Here is a 25,012-nt window from a genome sequence, read left to right as displayed (position 1 = left end):
TCTGTGATGCGCAGGTGCTATTCAGTCGCCGCATGTTGAGGGGCCTGCCGCGACCTTCGATCCATCGTCTGACCGGACCTGGCGCCACGGCCATCATGGCGGGCGCGTGCGGCGGGGATTAAGGTATGGCCTCCCGGGATCGGCGAGTGTTCGGCAAGGTTTCCCAGCATGACTCTTGCAAGGCTACCCCTGGCAGAGACGATCCTGAGACAACATTCCTGACCTTGAGACGACCTTGAAAGGCCTATAGCCCATGAAACGCGTACCCCTGGCTCTCACTCTCGCTCTTGCCGCCGGCCTGTCTGCCCAGGCTGCCGATGCGCAAACGCTCAAGACCATCAAGGACCGGGGCACGCTGTCCTGCGGCGTCAGCCAGGGCCTGCCGGGTTTCTCCTCGCCCGACGACAAGGGCAACTGGACCGGGATCGACGTGGACCTCTGCCGCGCCGTCGCTGCCGCCATCTTCAACGATCCGACCAAGATCAAGTTCGTGCCGCTGTCCGCCAAGGATCGCTTCACGGCGTTGCAATCCGGCGAAGTCGACGTGCTCTCGCGCAACACGACATGGACCATCTCGCGCGACACCTCGCTCGGCGCCAATTTCACCGGCGTGACCTATTATGACGGGCAGGGCTTCATGGTGAAGAAGTCGCTCAAGGTGAATTCGGCGCTCGAACTCAACAGCGCCTCGGTCTGCGTCCAGACCGGCACCACGACCGAGCAAAATCTGGCCGACTACTTCAAGGCCAACAACATGAAGTACGAGGTGATCGCGTTCGCCACCAACGACGAAACGGTCAAGGCCTATGAAGCCGGCCGCTGTGACGTCTTCACCACCGACCAGTCGGGCCTCTACGCCAACCGCCTCAAGCTCGCCAATCCCAACGACCACATGGTGCTCCCCGAAATCATCTCGAAGGAGCCGCTCGGCCCGATGGTGCGCCACGGCGACGACCAGTGGTTCGACATCGTGAAATGGACGCTGTTCGCGCTCGTCACCGCCGAAGAGCTCGGCATCACCTCGAAGAATGTCGACGAGAAGGCCAAGCTGGAAAATCCGGAGCTGAAGCGCGTGCTCGGCAGCGACGGCAATTTCGGCGAGCAGCTCGGCCTGACCAAGGACTGGGTGGTGCGGATCGTGAAGGCTACCGGCAATTACGGCGAGGTGTTCGACCGCAACGTCGGCGCGGGCTCGCCGCTCGCGATCAATCGCGGCCTCAACAATCTCTGGAACAAGGGCGGTCTTCAGTACGCGCCGCCGATCCGCTGATCTGCACGATCCGCGGCGGCGATGAGCACCGAGGCCCGTAAACCGCCACCCCAGATCGCGCTGAAGATCAGGCGCGCTCTGGGGGGCAAGTCCGGCTGGAACGGCATCGTCGTCCAGTTTGCCTTCGCGGCGATCCTCGGCTGGATTGCCTATGAAATCGTCTCCAACACCCGCGCCAACCTCGAGAACCAGCACATCGCCGCCGGCTTTGGCTTCCTGCGGAACAATGCCGGCTTCGACGTCAACCAGACCCTGATCTCCTACACCGGCTCGGATACGTTCCTGCGCGTGTTCGTGGTCGGGCTGTTGAACACGCTCGTAGTCTCGGTGGTCGGCATCGTCATCGCCACCGTGCTCGGTTTCATCGTCGCGCTGTGCCGGCTGTCGCCCAACTGGCTGCTGTCGCGCGTCGGAGAGATCTATGTCGAGATCATCCGCAACCTGCCGCTGCTGTTCCAGATCCTGTTCTGGTACCTGGCGGTGCTTGCGGCCCTGCCCAATCCGCGGCAGAGCATTTCGCTGCTCGGCATCGCCTTCATCAGCAATCGCGGCCTCGTCATTCCCCGTCCGATCGGCGAGAGCGGGTTCGAGCCGTTCCTGGCGATTCTGGCCCTCGGTATCGTCGCCTCGCTGGGCTTGCGCTTTTACGCCCGGCGAGCGCTGTTTGAGCGGGGGCAGGTGATCCGCATCTGGCCCTCTGTGCTGGCCTTGCTGTTCGGGCTTCCGCTGGCCACGATGCTGGTGTTCGGTCTGCCCTTCACCTTCGAGCTGCCGCAGCTCAAGGGGTTCAATTTCGCCGGCGGCTCGCGGATCATCCCGGAATTCGTCGCGCTGACCGTGGCGCTGTCGACCTATACCGCCGCCTTCATCGCGGAGATCGTGCGTGCCGGCATCCTGTCGGTGCACAAGGGGCAGATGGAGGCGGGCTCCTCGCTCGGCCTCAGCCGCGGCGCCACACTCCGGCTGATCGTCGTGCCGCAGGCCATGCGCGTCATCGTGCCGCCGCTGACCAACCAATATCTCAATCTTACAAAGAACTCCTCGCTGGCGGTCGCGATCGGCTATCCTGACCTCGTCTCCGTGTTCGCCGGCACCTCGCTGAGCCAGACCGGGCAGGCGATCGAGATCATCGCGATGACGATGGGCGTCTATCTCCTGATCTCCCTGGTCACCAGCGCCGTCATGAGCGTCTACGGTTGGCGCGTCAGCCGGAGCCTTGGCGCATGACCGATATCCCCTCATCCTCCTTCGTCCGGCACGATCTGGTGAACGAGCGTCCCGCGCCGGTGAAGACGACCGGCTTCGTCGGCTGGGTGCGGACCCGCCTGTTCAACTCGCCGACCAACATCCTGCTCACGATCCTCGGCGCCTTGCTGCTCTGGTTCACCATCGTTCCCAGCGTGAGATTCCTGATGGTCGATGCGGTCTGGAGCGGCAATGACCGCACGGCCTGCCTGACCGAGAACGCCGGCTTCGCGGTCGGTGCCTGCTGGCCCTATATCCAGGCCAAGCTGCCGCAACTGATCTACGGCTTCTATCCCGAAGCCGAGCGCTGGCGGGTCAACCTCACATTCGTCCTGGCGGCGCTCCTGCTGGTGCCGCTGCTCGTTCCGCGCCTGCCGGCGAAGGGCCTCAGCGCCGGCCTGTTCTTCTTCGCGTTTCCGGTCGTCGCATTCTTCCTGCTGCGTGGCGGCGGCATCTCCGGCTTCGGCCTGAGCTGGACGGCCGGCCTGCTGCAATTGTTCGACGAGAGCATCATCGGCGCCGGTCAGGTGCTGCTCAATCTCAGCAAGACCTCGGCCATCGCGCCGCTGTTGTGGGTCGTCGGCAATCTCATCGTGCTGGTCGGCACTGCCATTCATTGGCTGATCTTTCCGCTCACCTGGTTGCGTGACCAGATCCAGGCCTCGGGGCAGGCGGTCTGGACCGATTTCGCTGTTACCACTGTGGTCATTTGTCTGATCGCCTTCTTTCTCGGAGGCGGCCTGCGGACTGGCTGGCGCGCTCTCGCGTCGAGCTTCGCAACCTTCGTCGCCATTGCCATCGTCATCAAGCTGATGGGGCTCGACCATGGCGGGCTGCCGATTGTGTTGACGAATCTGTGGGGCGGGCTCTTGGTGACGCTGGTGGTCTCCGTCACCGGCATCGTCACCTCGCTGCCGATCGGCATCGCGCTCGCGCTCGGCCGCCGCTCGACCATTCCGCTGATCCGGATCTTCTCGATCGCCTTCATCGAGTTCTGGCGCGGCGTGCCGCTGATCACGGTGCTGTTCTTCGCCACCTACATGCTGCCGCTGTTCCTTCCCGGCAATTTCACCGTCGACGGCCTGGTGCGCGCGCTGATCGGGATCGCGCTGTTCACGGGAGCCTACCAGGCCGAGAACGTCCGCGGCGGACTTGCCGCGATCCCGCGCGGGCAGGGCGAGGCCGCCGCGGCGCTCGGACTGTCCTGGTGGAAGACGACCTCGCTGATCGTGCTGCCGCAGGCGCTGCGCCACGTCATTCCGAACCTCGTCAACAGCTTCATCTCGCTGTTCAAGGACACCTCGCTGGTCTCGATCGTGGCGCTGTTCGACCTCCTGGGCTCGCTTCGCGCCTCGTTCTCGGATCCGAAATGGTCGACGCCATCCACGGCGTTCACCGGATTTGCCTTCGCCGGGATCGTCTACTTCATCTTCTGCTTTGGAATGTCGCGCTACTCGCTGTTCGTCGAGCATCGCCTCAACGCCCACCGCCGCAACTGATCGAGGCCATCATGTCCGACCCCATCGTCAAGATTTCCGGCCTGAACAAATGGTACGGTGAATTCCACGTGCTGCGCGACATCGACCTCGAGGTCAAGAAGGGCGAGCGCATCGTGATCTGCGGTCCCTCAGGCTCCGGCAAGTCGACGCTTATTCGCTGCATCAATGCGCTGGAGGAATTCCAGGAGGGCGAGATCGTCGTCGACGGCATCGAGCTCGGGCCCAACCTCAAGCACATCGACGCCGTGCGCCGCGAGGTCGGCATGGTGTTCCAGAGCTTTAATCTGTTCCCGCATCTCACAGTGCTCGACAACTGCACGCTGGCGCCGATCTGGGTGCGCAACATCCCCAAGAAGGACGCCGAGGAGACCGCGATGAAATTCCTGGAGCGGGTCAAGATCCCGCACCAGGCCAACAAGTTTCCGGGCCAGATGTCCGGCGGCCAGCAGCAGCGCGTCGCCATCGCCCGGGCCCTGACCATGAACCCCAAGGTGATGCTGTTCGACGAGCCGACCTCGGCGCTCGATCCCGAGATGGTCAAGGAGGTGCTCGACACCATGGTCGACCTCGCCGAGGAAGGCATGACCATGCTGGTCGTCACCCACGAGATGGGGTTTGCCCGCGAGGTCGCCAACCGCGTCGTGTTCATGGACGCCGGCCAGATCATCGAGGCCAACACTCCGAACGAGTTCTTCGCCAGTCCCCAGCACGCCCGCACAAAGCTGTTCCTGAGCCAAATTCTGCGGTGAGCGGCTGCAGTCCGGCGGCCGCGCCGGCCTGACCGGCACGCAAGCTTGGCACCATGCGAATCGGCTTGGCTCTTTTCGGACCATCCTCCGGAGAGAAACCTTGCAGAGCAGTCTCGGCGCGCGCGCCTACCAGAACGCGCGATTGCAGAAGAAGTTGAGGAAGCAGGCGGACGCCGTCATGTCCTTCGCCATCGAGGCGTTGGGGCAGGGCAGGCTTGACGAGGCCGAGACACTTTGCCGCGAGATCCTGAAAGAGGTTCCGGATCATTTCCACGCCACGCACCTGCTCGGCCTGCGCGCGTTCGACGGCGGGTGGCTTGAGGACGCGCAATTCCTGCTCGAGCGCGCGACCATGCTGGATCCGCGTTCGCCCGATGCGCACAGCAATCTCGGGGCTGTGTATTTCGCGCTCGAGAAATTCAAGGACGCCCGCGCGTGCCAGGAGAAGGCAATTGCGCTGAAGCCGAATTGTACGATCACCCTGACGAATCTCGGCAATACGATGCTGCACCTCGGCCAGGCCAAGGAGGCGATCGAACTGCACGAGCGCGCCATCAGGCTGAAGCCGGACTATGCCGACGCATTCTGCAACCGCGGCATGGCGGAACTGATGATCGGCCAGTTCGAGCGCGCCGGGAGGAACTTCGATCGCGCCCTGTCGCTTCAGCCGGCTCATGCGGAAGCGATCGCCGGCAAGGCCATGGTGAGCCTCGAGCTCAGGCACTTCGAGGCGGCGGAAGCCGCCTTCGACGCTGCGCTCGCGCTCAAGCCGGGGTCGCCGAGAATTCTGGTGCAGCGCGGACGGCTCCACATGACCCTGTACCGGCTGGAGCAGGCGGCCGCGGATTTCGACGCCGCCCTGGCGCAATCGCCGCGGAACGAGCTCGCGCTGTGCTGGAGAGCGCAAGTCGACCTTTTCGTGAGGAACACGGCGGGGGCGATGGCGCGCATCAAGACCCTGCTCGAGGTCAATCCGCAATCCGAGGCAGGCATGTCGCTCCTGGCCTCTTGCTATGCGAACCAGGGAGACGTCCCGACGGCGCTCGAATATCTCGATGCGGCCCTGGCGATCGCGCCGGACTTTCCCGAGGCCATCGGATACAAGATTTTCGTGCTGGATTACCTGCCGGAGGCCGATTTCGTGGTCCAGCAGGCGGCGCGAAAATATTGGTGGGATCAGATCGGCGCCAAGCTTCCGCAAAGGACTCTGGCACCGCGCGATCTCGATCCGGACAGACAGATCGTGATCGGGTATGTCGCTTCCGAATTCAGGCAGCATTCGGCGGCGTACACCCTGTTGCCGGTGCTGCGCCATCACGATCACGCCAAGTTCAAGATCGTCTGCTATTCCTGCTGGCCGTTGCAGGACGGGATGACCGAGAGATTCAAGCCTTTCGCAGACGACTGGGTCGATGTCGCACAGCTGTCCGACGACGAACTGGCCGACCGGATCCAGGCCGACGGCATCGATATCCTGATCGACGTGTCCGGGCATACGACCGGCAGCCGGCTCCACGTGTTCTCGCGGAAGCCGGCTCCCATCCAGGTCACGGGCTTCGGGCACGCCACCGGTACGGGCCTGCAGACCATGGACTATGTGCTGGCGGACCCGGTCTTCATTCCGCAATCGGCGCGCCATCTGCTGGCCGAAAAGGTGTATGACCTGCCGTGCCTGATCACGATCGATCCGATCCTGGACGTGCCGCCTTCGGAGCTTCCGATGCTCCGCAACGGCTATGTGACCTTCGGTGTGTTCAACCGCATCCTCAAGATCTCGGACGAGGCGATCCGGGTGTGGTCGAAGGTGATGCGCGAGGTGAGGGGATCGAAGATCGTCATCAAGAACGGGCTGCTCGACGATCCCTTGCTGCGTGACGGCCTGATCGCGCGGTTCGTGGCACAGGGCATTGCCGAAGAGAACATCATCTGCATGGGCTCGACGACGCGCAACGTGCACTTGCGCGCCTTTGCCGAGGTCGACATTTCGCTCGATACCTTTCCGCAAAACGGCGGCATCAGCACCTGGGAATCCCTCTATGCGGGCGTGCCTGTTGTCGCCAAGCTCGGCAGCGGCTCCTCGGCGCGGGCCGGCGGGTCGATCGTGGCGGCCATCGGTCTCGACGACTGGGTCGCCGAGGACGACGAGGGCTATGCCGCGATCGCGATCAAATATGCCGGCCAGCCAGCCCATCTGGCCAAGCTGCGCGCGGAATTGCCGGCCCAGATTGCAAATTCTGCCGCCGGCAATGTCGAGATCTACACGCGCAGGGTCGAGGCGGGGTATCGCCAGTTCTGGCGCGACTATTGTGCGTCTGCCTCGGGGAGCGGTGAGGTTGCGTAGGCAGATCGGCTGCGCCGCATGACCATAGGTGAACACCGGGAAATCCCGGGGGCATTGCCGGTCGAGCCGGCCGGATGGCCAGGCTTGCGAATCAGCTAGACTCTCAGCGGGCCATCCTCCGGAGAGCAACCTTGCAGAGCAGCGGCGCCGGCGCGCGCGCATTCCAGAACGCGCGATTGCAGAAGAAATTGAAGAAGCAGGTGGACGCCGTGCTCTCCGCCGCGGCGAGCGCCTATGGCCAGGGCAAATATGCCGAGACCGAGGCGCTCTGCCGTGAGATCCTGAAGGCGCTTCCGGATCATGTCGACGCCATGCACCTGCTCGGCATGTGCGCGCATGACGGCCGGCGCCTGGAGGAGGCGAAGGAGCTGCTCGAGGGCGTGATTGCACTCGATCCGCGTCTGCACGATGCCCACAACAACCTCGCAACCGTGCATTTCGACCTCGGCAATTTAGAGGAGGCGCGGCGGTGCCAGGAGAAGGCCATCGCGCTGAAGCCGAATTTCGCGGTGGCGCTGACCAACCTCGGCAATACGCTGATGCATCTGGGGCAGTACCAACAGGCGCTCGAGCTGCACGAGCGCGCAATCAAGATCAAGCCGGACTATGCCGATGCGTTCTGCAATCGCGGCATGGTCGAGATCGTGCTTGGACAGATCATGCGCGCCAAGGAGAGTTTCGATCGCGCCCTGCTGTTTCAGCCGCGTCACGCCGAGGCCATCGTCGGCAGCAGCATGGTCTGCACGGAACTGCGGCACCACGAGGAGGCGGCAGCCAAGCTTGCCATGGCGCTGGCGATCAAGCCGGGCGCGCCGAGGATCCTCGCCCAGCGTGGGCGGCTCAGTTACGAGCTGCAGCACCTGGAGCCGGCGCTTGCGGATTTCGAGGCGGCGCTTGCGATTTCGCCCAAGCTCGAACTGGCTCTCCGGGGCAAGGCACAGGCGTGCCTCGTGATGGGAAAGACCGCGCAGGCGATGGCGGCCGCAACGGCCTTGATCGAGCAAAATCCGCGCTCCGAGATGGGGTTGGCGCTGATGGGCTTCGCTTATTCGAACCAGGGAGAGATGGACGCCGCGATCGAGTATCTCGATCGCGCGCTGGCGATCCGCCCGGACTATGGGGATGCGATCCGCGGAAAGATCTTCCTGCAGGACTACCGCGCCGAAGCCGATTTCGCGCTCCAGCAGGCGGTGCGACGAGATTGGTGGGACTTGATCGGCTCCAAGCTGCCGCGGCGGAAGCTGCCGAAGCGGCCACTCGATCCGGACAAGCAGATTGTGGTCGGCTATGTCGCTGCCGAATTCCGGCAACACTCAGCGGGCCTCACCCTGCTGCCGGTGCTGCGCCACCATGACCATGCCAACTTCAAGATCATCTGCTACTACTCCTGGCCGGGAGCAGACGAGTACACCGCCCGGTTCAAGGAACTGGCAGACGTCTGGGTCGACGCCTGGCAGCTTTCGGACGACGAACTCGCCGATCGCATCGAGGCCGACAACGTCGACATCCTGATCGACGTTTCGGGCCACACGACCGGAAACAGGCTGCCGGTGTTCGCGCGGAAGCCGGCTCCCATCCAGGCCACCGGATTCGGACACGCGACGGGCACGGGCATGCAGACCATGGACTATGTGCTCGCGGACCCCATTTTCATTCCGCCACCGGCTCGGCATCTGTTTGCCGAAAAGATCCACGATCTGCCGTGCCTGATCACGATGGAGCCAGTCTCCGATATTCAGCCGTCCGAGCTGCCGATGCTCCGCAACGGCTACGTCACCTTCGGCGCGTTCAACCGCATCTACAAGATATCGGATCACGCGATCAGCGTGTGGTCGCGCCTGATGCGGGAGCTGCCGGGATCGAGGATCGTCCTGAAACATGGCTTGCTCGATGATCCCTTGCTACGCGACGGCCTCGTCGCACGCTTCGTGGCGCAGGGCATCGCCGAGGAGAATATCACCTGCCTCGGCACCACCTCGCGCAACGACCACCTGCTGGCCTTCGGCCAGGTCGATATTTCCCTCGATACGTTCCCGCAAAATGGCGGCATCAGCACCTGGGAGTCGCTCTACACGGGTGTTCCCGTCGTGGCCAAGCTCGGCAACGGCGCCTCCTCGCGCGCCGGCGCCTCGATCGTGGCCTCCGTCGGTCTCGGCGATTGGGTCGCCGAGCATGACGAGGGCTATATCGAGATCGCCAAGACATTTGCCGCGCAGCCCGCGCTTCTGGCGAAGTTGCGCGCGGATTTGCCGGCCCGGATCGCAGCGTCGCCCGCCGGCAATGTCGAGATCTACACGCGCGAGCTCGAAGCTGGCTATCGCAAGTTCTGGCGCGAATATTGTGCCGCAGCCTCCGGAGAGACGTCTTGAGCAGCGCCGGCGCACGCGCATTCCAGAATGCGCGATTGCAAAAGAAGTTGAAGAAGCAGGCGGACGCCGTCATCTCCGCCGCGGCAAGCGCCTACGACCAGGGCAGGTATGCGGAGACCGACGCGCTCTGCCGCCAGATCCTGCAGGCCATTCCGGACCATTTCGACGCCACGCATTTCCTGGGCCTGTGCCTGCAACAGGGCGGCCGTCTGGAGGAGGCGCAGCAACTGCTCGAACGCGCGATCGCGATCGATCCACGCTCGCATGAGGCCCATAGCAATCTTGCGGGTGTGTACTTCGCCCTGCAGAAATATGATGCGGCCCGCGCCTGCCAGGAGAAGGCAATCGCGCTCAAGCCGAATTTTGCCCCGGCGCTGGCCGGCCTTGGCAACACCTTGCTGCAGATGAACCTGCCCGAGCAGGCCATCGAGATGTACGATCGCGCCGTCGGGCTGAAGCCCGACTATGCCGATGCGCTCTGCAATCGCGGCCTGGCGGAGCTGGCGCTGGGCCGGTTCGACCGCGCCAGGCAAAGCTTCGAGCGCACGCTGCTGTTTCAGCCGCGTCACGCGGAAGCGCTCGTCGGCAAGGGCGTGGTCAGTCTCGAGCTCAAGCACTACGACGAGGCGGAAGCCGCGCTCGCAGCGGCGCTGGCGATCAGGCCCGGTTCGCCGAAGGTCCTGGCGCACCGCGGACGGCTCAATCTTGCACGGTTGCGGCCGGCACAGGCGGCGGCGGATTTCGACGCAGCGCTTGCGCTCGCGCCGAAGCTCGAAGTGGCCTTGCGCGGCAAGGCCGAAGTCGCGCTGGGCATGGGGCAAACCGCGCAGGCGATCCTGGCCTGCAAGACGTTGCTCGAGGAAAATCCGCGCTCTGCGATCGCGCTCGCGCTGCTGAGCGCCTGTTTCGCCAACCAGGGCGAGATCGCCGCCGCGATCGAGCATCTCGACGCCGCGCTGGCCATTGCACCGGATCCGGACTTGATCGCGCGGAAGATCTACTTTCTCGACTTCCTCCCCGATGCCGATTTCGCGGTCCAGCAGGCCGCGCGAAAATATTGGGGCGAAACGGTCGCCGCCAGGGTGCCGCAAAGGCTGCTGTCATCCCGGCAGCTCGATCCCGACAGGCGGATCGTGATCGGCTATGTCGCTGCCGAGTTCTGGTACCATTCGGCGGCGTTCGCGCTGCTTCCGGTGCTGAGCCGTCATGACCACGCCAAGTTCGAGATCATCTGTTATTCGTGCTCGCCGTCGCGCGACGAGATGACCGCTAAATTCATGGCGTTGGCGGACGTCTGGGTCGACGCCTGGCAGCTTTCGGACGACGAGCTGGCCGATCGCATCGAGGCCGACAAGGTCGATATCCTGATCGACGTGTCCGGGCACTCGACCGGCAACCGGCTTCCCGTCTTCGCACGGAAGCCGGCCCCCATCCAGGTCACGGGCTTCGGGCACGCGACCGGCACGGGCCTTCGGACCATGGACTATGTGCTCGCGGATCCCGTCTTCGTTCCGCAATCGGCGCGGCATCTGCTGGCCGAGAAAGTCCATGACCTGCCGTGCCTGATCACGGTCGATCCCATCCTGGATGTGCCGTCTTCGGAGCTTCCGATGCTCCGCAACGGCCATGTGACCTTCGGCGTGTTCAACCGCGTCAACAAGATCTCGGACGCGGCCATCCGCGTCTGGTCGAATCTGATGCGCGAGGTGGCGGGATCGAAGATCATGATCAAGCATACCCTGCTCGACGATGCCCTGGTGCGCGATGGCCTCCTTGCACGTTTCGTGGCGCAGGGCATTGCCGAGGACAACGTCATCTGCCTGGGCTCGACCCCGCGCCAGGAACATCTGCAGACCTTTGCGAAAGTCGACATCTCCCTCGATACGTTCCCGCAAAACGGTGGCGTCAGCACCTGGGAATCTCTCTATGCGGGCGTTCCTGTCGTCGCCAAGCTCGGCCATGGCGCCTCGTCCCGCGCCGGCGGCTCCATCGTGGCCGCCGTCGGTCTCAATGACTGGGTCGCCGAGGACGACGAGGGTTATGCCGCGATCGCGCGCAAATTCGCGGCGCAGCCTGCTGCTTTGGCGAAGCTGCGCGCGGATTTGCCGGCTCGGATCGCGGCGTCGTCCGCCGGCAATGTCGAGGTCTATACGCGCGAGGTTGAAGCGGCTTACCGCCGGTTCTGGCGCGACTATTGTGCCGCAGCCGCGCAGGGCGGCGAGGGCGCCTGACCCGGGCGAGCCAAAGCGAACGCCTCAAACTGCGCGGACCGCTTTAGTTCTCGGGAAACCATGGACCGCCGCGCGGTCGCGCCGCTTCACGGCTCCGAAAGCTATTTCTGCGCATATGGCGCCAAAAAGGTGCGCCAATGCTCGGTTTCCTGTTCGGCTTCAATGCCCGCCTCGGGCGCTTGCATTTCTTCCTGGCGACGGTCGCGCTTGCGGTCCTGATGACCGCGATCTGCTTTGCGATCGCGATGGCCGTCCTCCGCGACACCTCGCCTGGCATGATCCGGCCGGACGAGCTCGTGAAGAACCGGGCGATCATCGCTGCGATGGTGTTGTTCGGAGCCGCGACCTTCATGCTGCAATCGATGCGCATCCGCGACATCGGCTGGGACCCGGTCTGTGTGGTCCCCGCCTGGATCGCGCTGATGGTCGTCGATCACGTCGTCGCGGGCCGGTTTCCGGCCTGGGCCATCGGCCAGGAGCACCAGGGCACGGCCGTCGGCGCGCTGGTCAATCTCGTGCTGATGCTCGTGCTGACGTTCTGGCCGGGCGCCGACAGTGAAGGTTCTTGTGCCAGAGCTTTCCAATCGCGCACGCACGCGGCCTCGCCGTCACTGACGAACGAGCGCCTGGCGCGCGTGTCGCAGGGCGCCTCGCGCCCGACCTGGAGTTGATGCAGCTCGAGAGCTAAACGAACGGCGGCTTGATGTTGCTGCGCTTCTCCAGCCATTCCGGCACCGGAAGGTTCTTGGCGCGCATGAAATCCGCGTTGAACAGCTTGGACTGATAGCGGCTGCCGGAATCGCACAGCACGGTGACGATGGTCTTGCCCGGCCCGAGCTGCTTGGCGAGGCGCATCGCGCCGGCAATGTTGATGCCGGTGGAGCCGCCGAGGCACAGGCCTTCGTGCAGGAGCAGGTCGTAGATCACCGACACGGCTTCGGTGTCCGGAATCAGGAAGGCATCGTCGACCTTGGCGGTTTCGATCACGGGCGTGACGCGGCCGAGGCCGATACCCTCGGTGATGGAGTCGCCCGGGGTCGATTTGGCCTGGCCGTTCTTGAACAGCTCGTACATCGCAAATCCTTGCGGATCGGCGCAGGCATTGACGATTCCGGGGTGCTTCTCCTTGAGATAGCGGCTGGTGCCGGCCAGCGTGCCGCCGGTGCCGACCGAGCAGATGAAGCCGTCGATCTTGCCGCCGGTCTGCTCCCAGATCTCCGGTCCAGTCGACTCGTAATGCGCCTTGGCGTTGTCGAGGTTGTTCCACTGGTCGGCGAACAGCACGCCGTTCGGCTCGGTCTTGCGCAACTCGTCAGCGAGCCTGCGGCCGACATGCTGGTAGTTGTTCGGGTTGGCGTAGGGCAGGGCCGGCACTTCGATCAGCTCTGCGCCGCACAGCTTGAGAAAATCCTTCTTCTCCTGGCTCTGCGTCTCCGGGATCACGATCAGCGTGCGGTAGCCGCGAGCGCTGGCGACGACCGCGAGCCCGATGCCGGTATTGCCGGCTGTCGCTTCCACCACGAGGCCGCCGGGCTTGAGCTCGCCGCGCTTCTCGGCCTCCAGGATCATCCATTTGCCGGCCCGATCCTTCACCGACTGGCCGGGATTCATGAACTCCGCCTTGCCCAGGATGGTGCAGCCGGTCAATTCCGAGGCGCGCTTGAGCTTGATCAGCGGGGTGTTGCCGATGGCTTCGACAACGTTGGTTCGAAAGGTCATGTCGGGGGAAATCACTGGCAAAGGGTTGATCTGATTGAGCAGAACCTAGTGCCTGGAAGCCCAAAGGGGAAGGCTTTTGCGCTGCGGCGAAAGTCCCGACGCAGCTCGCGGAGCGGCGATATTTCCGCGCAAAGAACCGCGCGAATGATGCCGGGATGCGATCCCGGATATCGGCGGAACGAATATGCCCGGCGACCGTCGGGGGATGGGAGAGATCAATCGTCGCAAGCAGCTCTGATAGCCAATCTCTATCGTGTGCGAGCCGGACCGTGATCGGGTGCAAGCCGGCTTGGCTGTACGCAGTTCCTGGCATGCGGAACGCGGACATGAACCCGCGGTGGCCGGCTGCTTCTCGAGACTGAGCCGAGGGCCGCGTGCAGCTCGTTGCTGACCGATGCAGCCGGATCAAGCCAGCTCATCTGGGTGTGGCGCCAATATCACATGAAATCTTGGTAAGCTTGAACGCTCTTTCCGATGCTGTGAAAAGTCGAAAAGTCTCTGCAAGACAGGCATATTTCGTATTTGCTTGATCGCGTTGGGGAGGCGCGGGGGCAGCCATCTCGCGCCTGCGGGACTGTCCCGCTGTTCCGCGCCCGGCTAGTATGGATTCAGGTTCCGCAGAAAGCATTAGCTGTGAACGAGTTGCCAAAAGCCCCCCGACCGTCAGGCCGCGAATCGGTTAATCCGGCTGCGCGGTGGCGGCTCGATCTGCCCGGCGGGGGGTGGATGTGACACAGCTTGTTCCGGTGATCGCCGACTGGCGGTCTCTAGGGTCTACGTCCCGGACGCGTCGTGCAGCGCGCTGGCTCGTGGTTGTATGCCTCGCTGCAAGTTCAGGCGCATGCGTGCTGACGCAGGATCTTCCGGATCCCGCGCTCGATGTTCCCACACAATACAAATATGCCGGAAAGGGCGATGCGCCGCCGTCGCTGGATTGGTGGCGTGGCTTTCGGTCCGGCGAGCTGACGCAGCTGATGGAGGAGGCGCAGACCGTCAATCTCGATATCGCCGCCGCCGTCGCACGCATCATCCAGGCTGACGCCCAGGCGCGGCAGGCCGGCGCGGCGTTGTTGCCGAGCCTGTCCGGCACCGGCCAAGAAACCTATTCGCGCACCTCCGGCTCCTCGGCCTCGGGGCTCACCAATGGCGGCCGTGAGGTCGTCAACTATCAGGCTTCGCTCAGCGCCAGCTACCAGCTCGATTTCTGGGGCCAGAACCGCGATGCGCTGCAAACAGCGGAAGAGACGGCGAATGCCAACCGTTTCGATCGTGACGTCGTCGCCCTGACGACGCTCGCCGCCGTCGCCAACGCCTATTTCCAGGTGCTGGCCTCGCAGGACCGCCTGCGTACCGCCCAGAGCAACATCGCCAGCGCACAGCGCGTTCTCGATGCCATCCGCGAGCGCCGCAAGGCCGGCACCGGCACCGATCTCGACGTCGCCCAGCAGGAGAGCCTGCTCGCCAACCAGAAGGCGCTGGTGCCGCCGCTGCGCCAGACCCTCGACCAAAACAGAAATGCGCTCGCCGTGCTGGTGTCGCGTCCGCCGGAAAGCGTGCGCATCGCCGGCGGTTCGCTGAACAACATCGCGATTCCGCGTGTCACGCCCGGCCTGCCGTCGGAGATTTTGACGCAGCGGCCCGACATCCGCCGCCAGGAGGCCCAGCTTGCGTCGGCGACCGCGAACATCGGCAATGCCCGCGCGCAGTTCTTTCCGACCATCCAGCTCACCGGCAATGGCGGCTACCAGAGCTCGGCGCTGGTCTCGCTGTTCCAGCCGCATGCGGCGTTCTTCCAGCTCGTCGGCAGTGCGACGCAGCCGATCTTCGACGGCGGCAAGATCCTCGGCAATTTCGAATTTGCCAAAGCGCGGCAGGACGAGCTGCTCCAGACCTATCGCAAGACCATCGTCCAGTCCTTTGCCGACGTCGACAACGCGCTGTTCTCGATCAAGCAGACTACGATCAAGCTGCAATTGCAGCGCGATGTGGTCAGCTCTTCGCGCCGCGCCTTCGAGCTCGCCGAGCAGCAATTGCGGGCCGGCACCGCCGACATCGTGACCGTGCTCAACGTGCAACAGACCCTGTTCCAGGCGCTAGACGCGCTGTCGCAGGCCCAACTCGCACGGCTTCTTGCCATCGTCAGCCTGTATCAGGCGCTCGGCGGCGGCTGGGAGCCGAGGATGGAGAAACCGGTCAATGCTCTTTAAGCCGGATACGAAGGACGGCGTGAAAGAGGGGATGGCGAAGAAGTCGCGCGGCCGCGGCTTCGTCATGACCCTGATCACGCTCGCGATCCTCGGCGGCCTTAGTTACATCGGCTGGACCGTCATGCACCAGCAGCAGGCGAACAACCGCAACCAGCGGCCCGATCTGCCGGTGCCCGTGCTGGCAGCGACCCCGCGCATCCAGGACGTGCCGGTCTATCTCGACGGCGTCGGCGCGATCCGCGCACTCAACACCGTGACCGTGCGCTCGCAGGTCGACGGCAAGCTGATCGCAGTCAACTTCACCGAAGGCCAGGACGTCAAGAAGGGGGACGTGCTCGGCGAGATCGATCCCGCGCTCTACCAGGCGACGTACGATCAGGCGGTCGCCAAGAAGGCGCAGGATCTGGCCCAGCTCGCCAACCAGCGCATCGACCTTGCGCGCTACGAGCAGCTCGCTGCCTCCAATGCCGGCTCCAAGCAGCAGGCCGACACCCAGCGCGCGCTGGTCGCGCAGACCGAGGCGCTGGTCAAGGCCGACCAGGCCGCGATCGACAATGCGGCGGCAACGCTGAGTTACACCAAGATCGTGGCGCCGCTGTCGGGGCGCGCCGGCCTGCGCCAGGTCGACCAGGGCAACATCATCCACGCCTCCGACACCACGGGCCTCGTGGTGATCACGCAATTGCAGCCGATCGCAGTGTGGTTCAGCCTGCCGCAGCAGCAGATCATGCGGGTCAACGCGGCTGCGGCGAAGGGCACGCTCGCGGTCGACGTGTTCGGCAATGACGGCATCACCGTGATCGATACCGGCAAGCTGACCGGCATCGACAACCAGGTCGACCAGACGACCGGCACGCTCAGGCTCAAGGCGGAATTCCCCAACGCCAATTACCAACTCTGGCCCGGCCAGTTCGTCAATGTCCGCCTCAAGGTCGAGACCTTGACGCAGGCGCTGGTGGTGCCGACCTCTGCGGTGCAGCGCGGCCCGATCGGCACCTTCAGCTATGTCATCGGCGAGGACAATGTCGTCTCGGCCAAGCCCGTGACGGTGACGCAGCAGAACGAGCATGACGCCGTGATCGCCAGCGGCCTGTCGGCGAACGACAAGGTCGTCACCACCGGCTTTGCCAATCTGTCCGACGGCTCCAAGGTGATCGTTGGCCGCGACGACCAGACCCCGTCGGCTGATCTCGCCCCGCGCAAGCGCTCGCGCGGACCAGACGCCCAGAAGAAGGATGGCGCCAAGGACGGCGTCAAGGAAGGCCAGAAGGATTCGCAAGGTAAGGACGGCGAGTTCCGCGCCAGGCGAAACAGTAGTGAAGGCGACCAGAAGGGACAGACCGGTCCGGCACCGGGGCCGGGGGCATCGGGATCTGGGGCCAAGCAGCCATGATCCCGACAACAGCCGCCTAGGCGGCAGGCGTAATCCATGGGAGTCTCCGAACCCTTCATCCGCCGGCCCATCGCGACCTCGCTGCTCGGCATCGCGCTCTTGATCGGCGGGCTGCTCGGCTATTTCTCGCTGCCGGTCTCGGCGCTGCCGCAGGTCGACTTTCCGACCGTGCAGGTGACGACGCAGCTGCCGGGCGCGAGCCCCGACGTGATCGCCTCGCTGATCACGGCGCCGCTGGAGCGGCAGCTCGGCCAGATCCCGTCGCTGTCGGCGATGAACTCGACGAGCTCGTACGGCGTCAGCCAGATCTCGCTGCAGTTCGACCTCAACCGCGACATCGACGGCGCGACGCAGGACGTGCAGGCCGCGATCAACGCGGCCGCCGGCGTGCTGCCCAAGACGCTGCCTTACCCGCCGACCTACGCCAAGGTGAACCCGGCGGATGCGCCGGTGATGACGCTGGCGCTGCGCTCCGACACGATCTCGCTGCGGGCGATGAGCGACATCGCCGATACACTCCTGGCGCAACGCTTGAGCCAGATCTCCGGCGTCGGCCGCGTCTCCGTGCTCGGCGGGCTGAAGCCGGCCGTGCGCATCCAGGCCGATCTCGCGCGGCTCGCCGCCTATGGCATCGCCATGGAAGACCTGCGCACCGCGATCGCCAATGCCAACGTATCAGGACCGAAGGGCTCGCTCGACGGCGCGCAGCAATCCTACATCATCGCCGCCAACGACCAGATCGCCGCCGCCGAGGCCTACAAGCCCGTCATCATTGCCTACCGCAACGGCTCGCCGGTCACAATCGCCGACGTCGCTCAGATCGTCGACGGCCTGGAGAACGACCGCACCGGCGGCTGGTACCAGGGCACGCCGGCCGTCATCATCGACATCCAGCGCCAGCCCGGCGCCAACGTCATCGACGTCGTCAGCCAGATCCGCGCCGAAATCCCAAAAGTCCAGCGCGCCATTCCAGCCGGCGTCAACCTCACCATCGTCTCCGACCGCACCGTCACCATCCGCGCCTCGGTGCGCGACGTGCAATTCACGCTGATCCTCAGCGTGGTGCTGGTGACGCTGGTGGTGCTGCTGTTCCTGCGCTCGCTGCGGGCAACGCTGATCGCGGGCGTTGCGCTGCCGCTGTCGCTGATCACCAGCTTTGGCATCATGTATTTCGCCGGCTTCAGCCTCGACAATCTGTCGCTGATGGCGCTGACGATCGGCACCGGCTTCGTGGTCGACGACGCCATCGTCATGATCGAGAACATCGTCCGTCACATGGAGAACGGCGACGGGCCGATGGAGGCCTCGCTCAAGGGCGCCAGCGAAATCGGCTTCACGGTGATCTCGCTGACGGTGTCGCTGATCGCGGTGTTCATCCCGCTTCTGTTCATGTCAGGCCTCGTCGGCCGCATGTTCCGCGAATTCGCGCTGACGCTGACCATCGCGGTCGTGACCTCCGCCGTGGTCTCGCTGACGCTGACGCCGATGATGTGCTCGCGGCTGCTGAAACACGCCCATGAGGAACTGGCGGTGCCGGGCCTTGCTGCCATCAGCCGCTTCATCGACCGCACCGTCGAGTTCTATCATCGCACGCTGCTTGTGGTGTTGCAGCACCAGCGCCTCACGCTGGTCGTGACCTTCGCGACGCTGATTGCGACCCTGGTCCTCTACGTCGTGGCGCCAAAAGGCTTCCTGCCGCTCCAGGACACCGCCTCGATCACGGCGGTGACGGAGGCGGGGCCCGACGTCTCGTTCGCGGAGATGCAGAAACGGCAGGCCGAGGCGGCCGACGCCATCAAGGCCGATCCTGACGTGGTCGGCGTGGTCTCGGTGATCGGCGCAGGCTCGGTCAACCCGACCACCAATGTCGGCCGGCTCGTCATGACCCTGAAGCCGCGCGGCGAGCGGCGTGACGATGTCGGCGTGGTCGTGACGCGGCTGAAGGAGCGGGTGGCGGGCATTGCCGGCATGACCGTCTATTTCCAGCCGGTACAGGACGTGCAGATATCGACCCAGTCGAGCCGCTCGCAATACCAGTACACGCTGACCGGCACCGATGCGGCGCTGGTGTCGGAATGGGCGCGCAAGCTGGTTGCGGAGATGCGGCGCGATCCCCTGTTCCGCGACGTCTCCTCCGAGGCGCAGGAAGGCGGCCTGCGGGCGCAGCTCGATGTCGACCGCACCCGCGCCGGGCAACTCGGCGTCAGCCTCCAGGCCATCACCGATACGCTCAACGATGCTTTCGCACAGCGGCAGATCTCGACCATCTACGGCCAGGCCAACCAGTACCGAGTGGTGCTGGAGGCGCTGCCGATGTATCAGCGCGACCCCTCGATCCTGTCAAAGCTGTATCTGCCGGGCGCGGCGAGCACGACCGCCGGCGCGCCCAGCGCCCAGGTGCCGCTGTCGGCTGTGGCGACGCTGAAGCGGACCACGGCGCCGCTCGCGATCTCGCACCAGGCGCAATTTCCGTCGATCTCGCTCAGCTTCAACCTCGCGCCGGGCGCGGCCCTCGGCGACGCCGTCGAAGCCGTGAAGGCGATCGAGACCCGCATCGAAATGCCCAACAGCATTGTCGGCGTCTATGCCGGCGATGCCGCCGAATTCGCCAAGGCGCTCGCCGGGCAGCCCTGGCTGCTGCTGGCCGCCGTGATCACGATCTACATCGTGCTGGGCGTGCTCTATGAGAGTTACATCCACCCGATCACGATCCTGTCGACGCTGCCCTCGGCCGGCGTCGGCGCCATCCTGGCGCTGGTGCTATGCGGGCAGGACCTGTCGGTCATCGGCCTGATCGGCATCATCCTCCTGATGGGCATCGTCAAGAAGAACGCGATCATGATGATCGACTTCGCGCTCGAGGCCGAGCGCGGGCAGGGGATGTCGCCCAACGAGGCGATCGTGCAGGCGTGCCTGTTGCGCTTCCGCCCGATCATGATGACGACGCTGGCGGCGCTGTTCGGCGCGCTGCCGCTGGCGATCGAGAGCGGCACCGGTGCCGAGCTGCGCTTTCCGCTCGGCATCTCCATCATCGGCGGCCTTTTGCTGAGCCAGCTGCTGACGCTCTACACCACCCCCGTGATCTATCTCGCGCTCGACCGCATCAACCGCCGCCTCGAGCAGGCGCTGCCGCCGGCGCAATCCGGCGGCCCGCCGGTCGCGGGCGCGACCGAGGGGATGCAGTGATGGCATCGATCTCGGAGCCCTTCATCCGCCGTCCGGTCGCGACCACGCTTCTGTCGATCGGGTTGTTCCTGCTGGGTGTCGTCGCCTACGAGTTCCTGCCCGTCGCCTCGGTCCCGAACGTCGACTTCCCCGCGATCTTCGTCTCGGCCAGCCGGCCGGGCGCCGACCCTTCCGTGATGGCGGCGACCGTGGCCTCGCCGCTGGAGCGGCGCCTCGGCGAAATATCGGGCATCAACCAGATCACCTCGACAAGCTCGCTCGGCGTCACCAACATCCAGCTCCAGTTCGATATCGGCCGCAACATCGACAAGGCCGCGCGCGACGTGCAGGCGGCCATCAACGCCTCGCTGGTTGACCTGCCGAGCGACCTGCCGACGCTGCCGCGCTTCCGCAAGGCCAACACGGCGGGCGCGCCGGTGTTCGTGCTGGCGCTGACCTCGAAGACGCTGTCGGCGAGCGCGATCTACGACGTCGCCGACACGGTGCTGGCGCAGCGCATCTCGCAGGTGCCGGGTGTGGGCGACGTCACCGTCTCCGGAGCCGACCAGCCGGCGGTGCGGGTGCAGCTCAACCCCGTGGCGCTGTCGAACGCCGGCATTGCCACCGACGACGTCCGGACCGCGATCGTCAACGCCAACCCGCTCGGCCCCGTCGGCATCTTCAACGGCGAGCGCCAGAGCGAGACGCTGTCGCTGAACAAGCAGATGCGCACGGCGAAGGAGTTCCGCGACATCGTCATCAAGAGCTCCAACGGCAATTTCGTCCGGCTCTCCGACGTCGCCGACATCGAGGATTCCGTCCGCAACGCCCGCTCCATCGCCTGGTTCAACAAGCAACCGGCGGTGCTGATCCAGATCACCAAGCAGGGCGATGCCAACGTCATCGATACCGTCGACCGGGTGAAGGCGCTGATCCCCGAACTGAAGCAGTGGATTCCGGCCGGCGTCGAGATCTCCACCCTGGTCGACCGCACCGGCACGATCCGCGCCAGCGTGCTGGACTTGCAATGGACGCTGCTGGCGACTGCGTTCCTCGTGATGGTCGTCGTGTTCGTGTTCCTGCGGCGGCTGACGCCAACGATCGCGGCCGGCATCTCGGTGCCGTTGGCTTTGGCCGGCACCTGCGCTGGCATGTGGGTCGCGGGCTTCTCGATCGACAATCTGTCGCTGATGGCGCTCGCCATCTCCGTCGGCTTCGTGGTCGACGATGCCATCGTCATGATCGAGAACATGTTCCGCAATCTCGAGCACGGCATGCGGCCGTTCCAGGCAGCCCAGGAGGGGGCAAAGCAGATCGGCTTCACCGTGGTCTCGATCAGCCTGTCGCTGATCGCGGCGTTCACGCCGCTGATCTTCATGGACGGCATCGTCGGGCGCCTGCTGCGCGAATTCTCGCTGACGTTGACCTTCGCGATCCTGGTCTCGACGCTGGTGTCGCTGACGGTCACGCCGATGATCTGCGCGCATTACATCCGGCAGACAACCTCCGGCACCGCGACGCTGTTCGACCGGATCATCGAGGGCTCGCTGTCGCGCATCGTTGCCTTCTACGCGCGGACCTTACGGACCGTGCTGGAATATCCGATGCTGACGCTGCTGGTGTTCTTCGCCACCATCGGTCTCACGGTGACGCTCTACATCAAGGTCCCCAAGGGTTACTTTCCGACCGACGATTCCGGCTTCGTCATCGGCGCGACGCGCGCCTCGGCCGACATCTCGTTCCAGTCGATGCTTGGCCTGCAGCAGCGGCTCGCCGACATCGTGATGCAGGATCCGGCCGTGGCCGGCATCGGCTCGACCGTCGGCAGCGGTGGCGGAGGGCCGGGAGCTGCAACCTCGAACCGCGGCACCATGTTCATCAGCCTGAAGCCGCCGGAGGAGCGCGACCACGTCTCGACGCAGGTGGTGATCGACCGCCTCCGGCGTGCATTGTATCCGGTGCCCGGCATCCGTCTCTTCATGTTCGCCGCCCAGGACGTGCGCGCCGGCGGACGGCAAAGCGATTCCGACTACCAGTACACGCTCTCCTCGACCGATCTTAACCTGTTGCAGAAATGGGCGCCGATCGTCGCCAAGCGCATGGAAAGCGTCGAAGGCATCACCGATATTTCCAGCGACCGCGATCCCGGCGGGCTGCAACTGACCTTGTCCATCGACCGCCAGAAAGCTTCGGCGCTCGGCGTCAAGGTCCAGGACATCGACAACGCGCTCAACAACGCGTTCTCGCAGCGGCAGATCTCGATCATCTACACCCAGCGCAACCAGTACATGACCGTGCTCGAGATCGACCCGAAATTCCAGGTCGATCCCTCCAACCTCGACCGCATCTACGTCGCCGGCGCCGGAGATACGCAGGTGCCGCTGTCGGCGGTCGTGCGGGCGACGCGTGGGCTCGCCGCGCTCGCGGTCTATCATTCGCAGTCGTTTCCTTCGACCACGGTGTCGTTCAACCTGCTGCCCGGTGTGCCGCTCCAGGCTGCCACGCAAAACATCCAGCGCGCGGTCGAGGAGCTGCACATGCCCGAAGGCATCCGCGGCAGCTTTGACGGCAATGCCGGCGATTTCGCCAGGACCAGCGGCCGCCAGCCGCTCTTGATCCTCGGCGCGCTGGTGGCGATGTATATCGTGCTGGGGGTGCTCTACGAGAGCCTTGCCCATCCGCTCACGATCATCTCGACGCTGCCTTCGGCCGGCCTCGGCGCGCTGCTGGCCTTGCAGGTGACCAACACACCGCTGACGGTGATCGCCTTCGTCGGCATCATCCTCTTGATCGGCATCGTCAAGAAGAACGGCATCATGATGGTCGACTTCGCGCTCGACGCCGAGCGCCAGCGCGGCCTGTCCTCGGCGGAGGCGATCTTCGAGGCCTGCCAGGCGCGCTTCCGGCCCATCCTGATGACGACCATGGCGGCGCTGTTCGCCGGCATCCCGCTGGTGGTCGCAACCGGCCCGGGCACGGAGCTGCGGCGGCCGCTCGGCATCACCATCATCGGCGGCCTGTTCGTCTCGCAGATCCTGACGCTCTACACGACCCCCGTGATCTACCTGCTGATCGACCGCCTGCGGCGCCGATCCGAGCCGCGCCCGGTCCCTGCGCCGGCGGAATAGGCAGGTTGTTGAGGAGCCGCTTCGGGCGTATAGCGGCGACCATGTCGAACCCCACCGCCGCCGCGCCGGCCGAGCCGATCCCCGAATGCCCACACTGCCAGAAGCCGATGCCGCTGTGCATCTGCGACAGTGTCACGCCGATTGAGAACCGGCTGTCGCTGCTGATCCTGCAGCATCCGCAGGAGCAGGACAGGGCGCTCGGCACCGCGCGGCTGCTGGCGAAGCATTTTGCCGATGCAACGGTGCGCGTCGGCTTGTCCTGGCCGAGCCTGTCCAAGGCGCTGGGGAGGCCCATCGAGAACGCTTCGCACTGGGCCGTGCTCTATCTCGGCTCGGCGCGCGCGGCCGATCTCGAAGCCGAGGCCGAGATCGTGGCGCTGAATCGCAAGGGGGAGGTTGCGGACAACCAGCGCGCGCTCCTTGGCAAGCTCGAAGGCGTGGTGCTGCTTGACGGCACCTGGAGCCAGGCCAAGGCGCTGTGGTGGCGCAATCCCTGGATGCTGAAATGCCAGCGCGTGATCCTCAACCCGGCGCATCCCTCGCGCTACGGGCGCCTCCGCAAGGAGCCGCGCAAGGACGGTCTCTCGACCATCGAGGCGGCCGCGTCGATCCTGTCCAGCCTCGAGCGGCGCCCCGACATCGCCGAGACCCTGCATGCCAGTTTCGAACGGATGCTGACCCGCTACCGCGAGGTCCAGGCCGAGATGCCGGAGCTGGCGCCAAAGCCCGCCGCAAAGGGCCGCCGGCGTGACTTCCGGCGCGGCAAGCGCGCCTGAGCTTGGTCCACATCGGAAAGAGGCTGTCGCCGCCAAAGTCGGACGAAGGCGGTTGCCTAAGCCATTGATCCCCTATATTGGTCCGCCCTTACGGGGCCACGTGGCGGAGTGGTTACGCAACGGTCTGCAAAACCGTGTACACCAGTTCAATTCTGGTCGTGGCCTCCATCACAAATCTCTGATCTTCCAGCAAAAATCTGATTTCTGCGCGGTTCCGCCGGGCTGCGCGCGCCTCGCGCCCACCGGGTTTGCCCGGGGCTTGGCGGAAACCCGGATTCAGGCCCTCTGGCATAGACTTCGCATCTGCGAAGTGACGCATTCCCAACCCTGGAGCTGGAGAGCACGTGGGCGACGTCGTTCGATTTGTCCCGAAATCCGAGCTGGAGCGGGCCCGCCTCATTGCCGAGGCGCGCGCGATCTATGACAGCATCTTCCCGCCGGCTGCACCCGACCGGGCGCCGCAGGACGGCGAGGAGCGCGTCAAGACTTGATCGGGGCTGCGCCGGTCCCCGGCGCTCGGTGATGCCGAACCGCCCGCAAGGCGGGCGCATCAGGTCACGGCAAGGCGGACCTCAGCAGGCCGCGTACCAGCCGTCCGGAAACGGCAGCAGGGGCCAGGCGCCCTCATTGTCGTTGGCGGCTTTGGGTGTTGCGGCGTACGACCAAGAGCGGGGCACGAAATTCTCCTCCGGCTCAGGCGCGAAATCTTCGTTGATCATGGCGTCCCGGACGGCATCCAGCAGCAAGTTGAATTCGGCTTCGCTCATCACACCCTCGCAGAACGCGGATGGCGCAATGTCGCAAAGCCGGTTTGTTACCCGATTGAGCCGATCGTTCGCATTTTAACGATCCGGCGATCGGGTCCCGATTGGTTAGCGATTCCTGAAAAAATCCCCGCGGGAACATAGGCGTCCTTGGCC

General features: G+C 64.9%; 16 protein-coding genes and 1 tRNA gene. 15 read left to right on the top strand and 2 right to left on the bottom strand.

Annotated elements, in window-relative coordinates:
* Window positions 1-253 precede the first annotated feature (253 nt).
* From QA649_RS24525 to QA649_RS24490, 8 genes are all read left to right on the top strand, one after another.
* Window positions 254-1,270, top strand: a complete 1,017-nt coding sequence (locus QA649_RS24525; RefSeq protein WP_283019445.1) for an amino acid ABC transporter substrate-binding protein — start codon at window positions 254-256, stop codon at window positions 1,268-1,270.
* A gap of 21 nt (window positions 1,271-1,291) precedes the next feature.
* Window positions 1,292-2,497: an ABC transporter permease subunit gene (locus QA649_RS24520; RefSeq protein ID WP_283019444.1), complete on the top strand. Its 1,206-nt coding sequence runs from the start codon at window positions 1,292-1,294 to the stop codon at window positions 2,495-2,497.
* On the top strand, window positions 2,494-4,014 hold the full coding sequence (locus tag QA649_RS24515; protein ID WP_283019443.1) for an amino acid ABC transporter permease: 1,521 nt from the start codon (window positions 2,494-2,496) through the stop codon (window positions 4,012-4,014). The genes QA649_RS24520 and QA649_RS24515 overlap by 4 nt, the downstream gene beginning before the upstream one ends.
* Before the next feature lie 11 nt (window positions 4,015-4,025).
* Window positions 4,026-4,763 carry an amino acid ABC transporter ATP-binding protein gene (locus QA649_RS24510; RefSeq protein ID WP_018641857.1) on the top strand — a complete coding sequence of 246 codons (738 nt, stop codon included), beginning with the start codon at window positions 4,026-4,028 and terminating at the stop codon, window positions 4,761-4,763.
* A 100-nt stretch (window positions 4,764-4,863) separates the two neighbouring features.
* Window positions 4,864-7,104, top strand: a complete 2,241-nt coding sequence (locus QA649_RS24505; RefSeq protein WP_283019442.1) for a tetratricopeptide repeat protein — start codon at window positions 4,864-4,866, stop codon at window positions 7,102-7,104.
* Window positions 7,105-7,235: 131 nt separating this feature from the next.
* A complete protein-coding gene (locus QA649_RS24500) occupies window positions 7,236-9,473 on the top strand; it encodes a tetratricopeptide repeat protein (RefSeq protein ID WP_283019441.1) in 2,238 nt (745 codons plus the stop codon).
* The gene (locus tag QA649_RS24495; protein ID WP_283019440.1) at window positions 9,470-11,704 is read left to right on the top strand and encodes a tetratricopeptide repeat protein; all 2,235 of its coding nucleotides are present in this window, start codon (window positions 9,470-9,472) and stop codon (window positions 11,702-11,704) included. The genes QA649_RS24500 and QA649_RS24495 overlap by 4 nt, the downstream gene beginning before the upstream one ends.
* A gap of 137 nt (window positions 11,705-11,841) precedes the next feature.
* A complete protein-coding gene (locus QA649_RS24490) occupies window positions 11,842-12,375 on the top strand; it encodes a DUF805 domain-containing protein (protein WP_283019439.1) in 534 nt (177 codons plus the stop codon).
* Between the two features lie 13 nt (window positions 12,376-12,388).
* Here QA649_RS24490 and QA649_RS24485 read toward each other — a convergent pair whose 3' ends face one another.
* Window positions 12,389-13,423: a cysteine synthase A gene (locus QA649_RS24485; RefSeq protein ID WP_283019438.1), complete on the bottom strand. Its 1,035-nt coding sequence runs from the start codon at window positions 13,421-13,423 to the stop codon at window positions 12,389-12,391.
* Window positions 13,424-14,145: 722 nt separating this feature from the next.
* On the opposite strand from QA649_RS24485, the gene QA649_RS24480 reads away from it, so the two are divergent.
* The 7 genes from QA649_RS24480 to QA649_RS24450 all read left to right on the top strand — a co-directional run bounded on the left by QA649_RS24480 (window position 14,146) and on the right by QA649_RS24450 (window position 24,583).
* The gene (locus QA649_RS24480) at window positions 14,146-15,630 is read left to right on the top strand and encodes an efflux transporter outer membrane subunit (protein ID WP_283019437.1); all 1,485 of its coding nucleotides are present in this window, start codon (window positions 14,146-14,148) and stop codon (window positions 15,628-15,630) included.
* Window positions 15,620-17,023 carry an efflux RND transporter periplasmic adaptor subunit gene (locus QA649_RS24475; protein ID WP_283019436.1) on the top strand — a complete coding sequence of 468 codons (1,404 nt, stop codon included), beginning with the start codon at window positions 15,620-15,622 and terminating at the stop codon, window positions 17,021-17,023. The genes QA649_RS24480 and QA649_RS24475 overlap by 11 nt, the downstream gene beginning before the upstream one ends.
* 36 nt (window positions 17,024-17,059) lie before the next feature.
* Window positions 17,060-20,209, top strand: a complete 3,150-nt coding sequence (locus QA649_RS24470) for an efflux RND transporter permease subunit (RefSeq protein ID WP_283019435.1) — start codon at window positions 17,060-17,062, stop codon at window positions 20,207-20,209.
* Window positions 20,209-23,316, top strand: coding sequence for an efflux RND transporter permease subunit (locus QA649_RS24465; RefSeq protein ID WP_283019434.1), 3,108 nt, complete (start codon window positions 20,209-20,211; stop codon window positions 23,314-23,316). The genes QA649_RS24470 and QA649_RS24465 overlap by 1 nt, the downstream gene beginning before the upstream one ends.
* A gap of 41 nt (window positions 23,317-23,357) precedes the next feature.
* Window positions 23,358-24,092 carry a tRNA-uridine aminocarboxypropyltransferase gene (locus QA649_RS24460; RefSeq protein ID WP_283019433.1) on the top strand — a complete coding sequence of 245 codons (735 nt, stop codon included), beginning with the start codon at window positions 23,358-23,360 and terminating at the stop codon, window positions 24,090-24,092.
* 94 nt (window positions 24,093-24,186) lie between these two features.
* Window positions 24,187-24,260, top strand: a tRNA-Cys gene (locus QA649_RS24455).
* A 176-nt stretch (window positions 24,261-24,436) separates the two neighbouring features.
* On the top strand, window positions 24,437-24,583 hold the full coding sequence (locus tag QA649_RS24450; protein WP_018641868.1) for a hypothetical protein: 147 nt from the start codon (window positions 24,437-24,439) through the stop codon (window positions 24,581-24,583).
* An 81-nt stretch (window positions 24,584-24,664) separates the two neighbouring features.
* Here QA649_RS24450 and QA649_RS24445 read toward each other — a convergent pair whose 3' ends face one another.
* Window positions 24,665-24,859 carry a hypothetical protein gene (locus QA649_RS24445; protein ID WP_018641869.1) on the bottom strand — a complete coding sequence of 65 codons (195 nt, stop codon included), beginning with the start codon at window positions 24,857-24,859 and terminating at the stop codon, window positions 24,665-24,667.
* Window positions 24,860-25,012: the final 153 nt, after the last annotated feature.

This window comes from Bradyrhizobium sp. CB1717, assembly GCF_029714325.1.
Classification (GTDB): domain Bacteria; phylum Pseudomonadota; class Alphaproteobacteria; order Rhizobiales; family Xanthobacteraceae; genus Bradyrhizobium.
Note: the sequence above shows the minus strand (reverse complement) of the source record. Positions and strands in the feature narration are given on the sequence as shown.

What these genes read in the sequence shown, in the direction of transcription:
- QA649_RS24525 (WP_283019445.1), top strand. Translation starts at nt 254, where the DNA reads ATGAAACGCGTACCCCTGGCTCTCACTCTCGCTCTTGCCGCCGGCCTG.
- QA649_RS24520 (WP_283019444.1), top strand. Translation starts at nt 1,292, where the DNA reads ATGAGCACCGAGGCCCGTAAACCGCCACCCCAGATCGCGCTGAAGATC.
- QA649_RS24515 (WP_283019443.1), top strand. Translation starts at nt 2,494, where the DNA reads ATGACCGATATCCCCTCATCCTCCTTCGTCCGGCACGATCTGGTGAAC.
- QA649_RS24510 (WP_018641857.1), top strand. Translation starts at nt 4,026, where the DNA reads ATGTCCGACCCCATCGTCAAGATTTCCGGCCTGAACAAATGGTACGGT.
- QA649_RS24490 (WP_283019439.1), top strand. Translation starts at nt 11,842, where the DNA reads ATGCTCGGTTTCCTGTTCGGCTTCAATGCCCGCCTCGGGCGCTTGCAT.
- QA649_RS24485 (WP_283019438.1), bottom strand. Translation starts at nt 13,423, where the DNA reads ATGACCTTTCGAACCAACGTTGTCGAAGCCATCGGCAACACCCCGCTG.
- QA649_RS24475 (WP_283019436.1), top strand. Translation starts at nt 15,620, where the DNA reads ATGCTCTTTAAGCCGGATACGAAGGACGGCGTGAAAGAGGGGATGGCG.
- QA649_RS24470 (WP_283019435.1), top strand. Translation starts at nt 17,060, where the DNA reads ATGGGAGTCTCCGAACCCTTCATCCGCCGGCCCATCGCGACCTCGCTG.
- QA649_RS24465 (WP_283019434.1), top strand. Translation starts at nt 20,209, where the DNA reads ATGGCATCGATCTCGGAGCCCTTCATCCGCCGTCCGGTCGCGACCACG.
- QA649_RS24460 (WP_283019433.1), top strand. Translation starts at nt 23,358, where the DNA reads ATGTCGAACCCCACCGCCGCCGCGCCGGCCGAGCCGATCCCCGAATGC.
- QA649_RS24445 (WP_018641869.1), bottom strand. Translation starts at nt 24,859, where the DNA reads ATGAGCGAAGCCGAATTCAACTTGCTGCTGGATGCCGTCCGGGACGCC.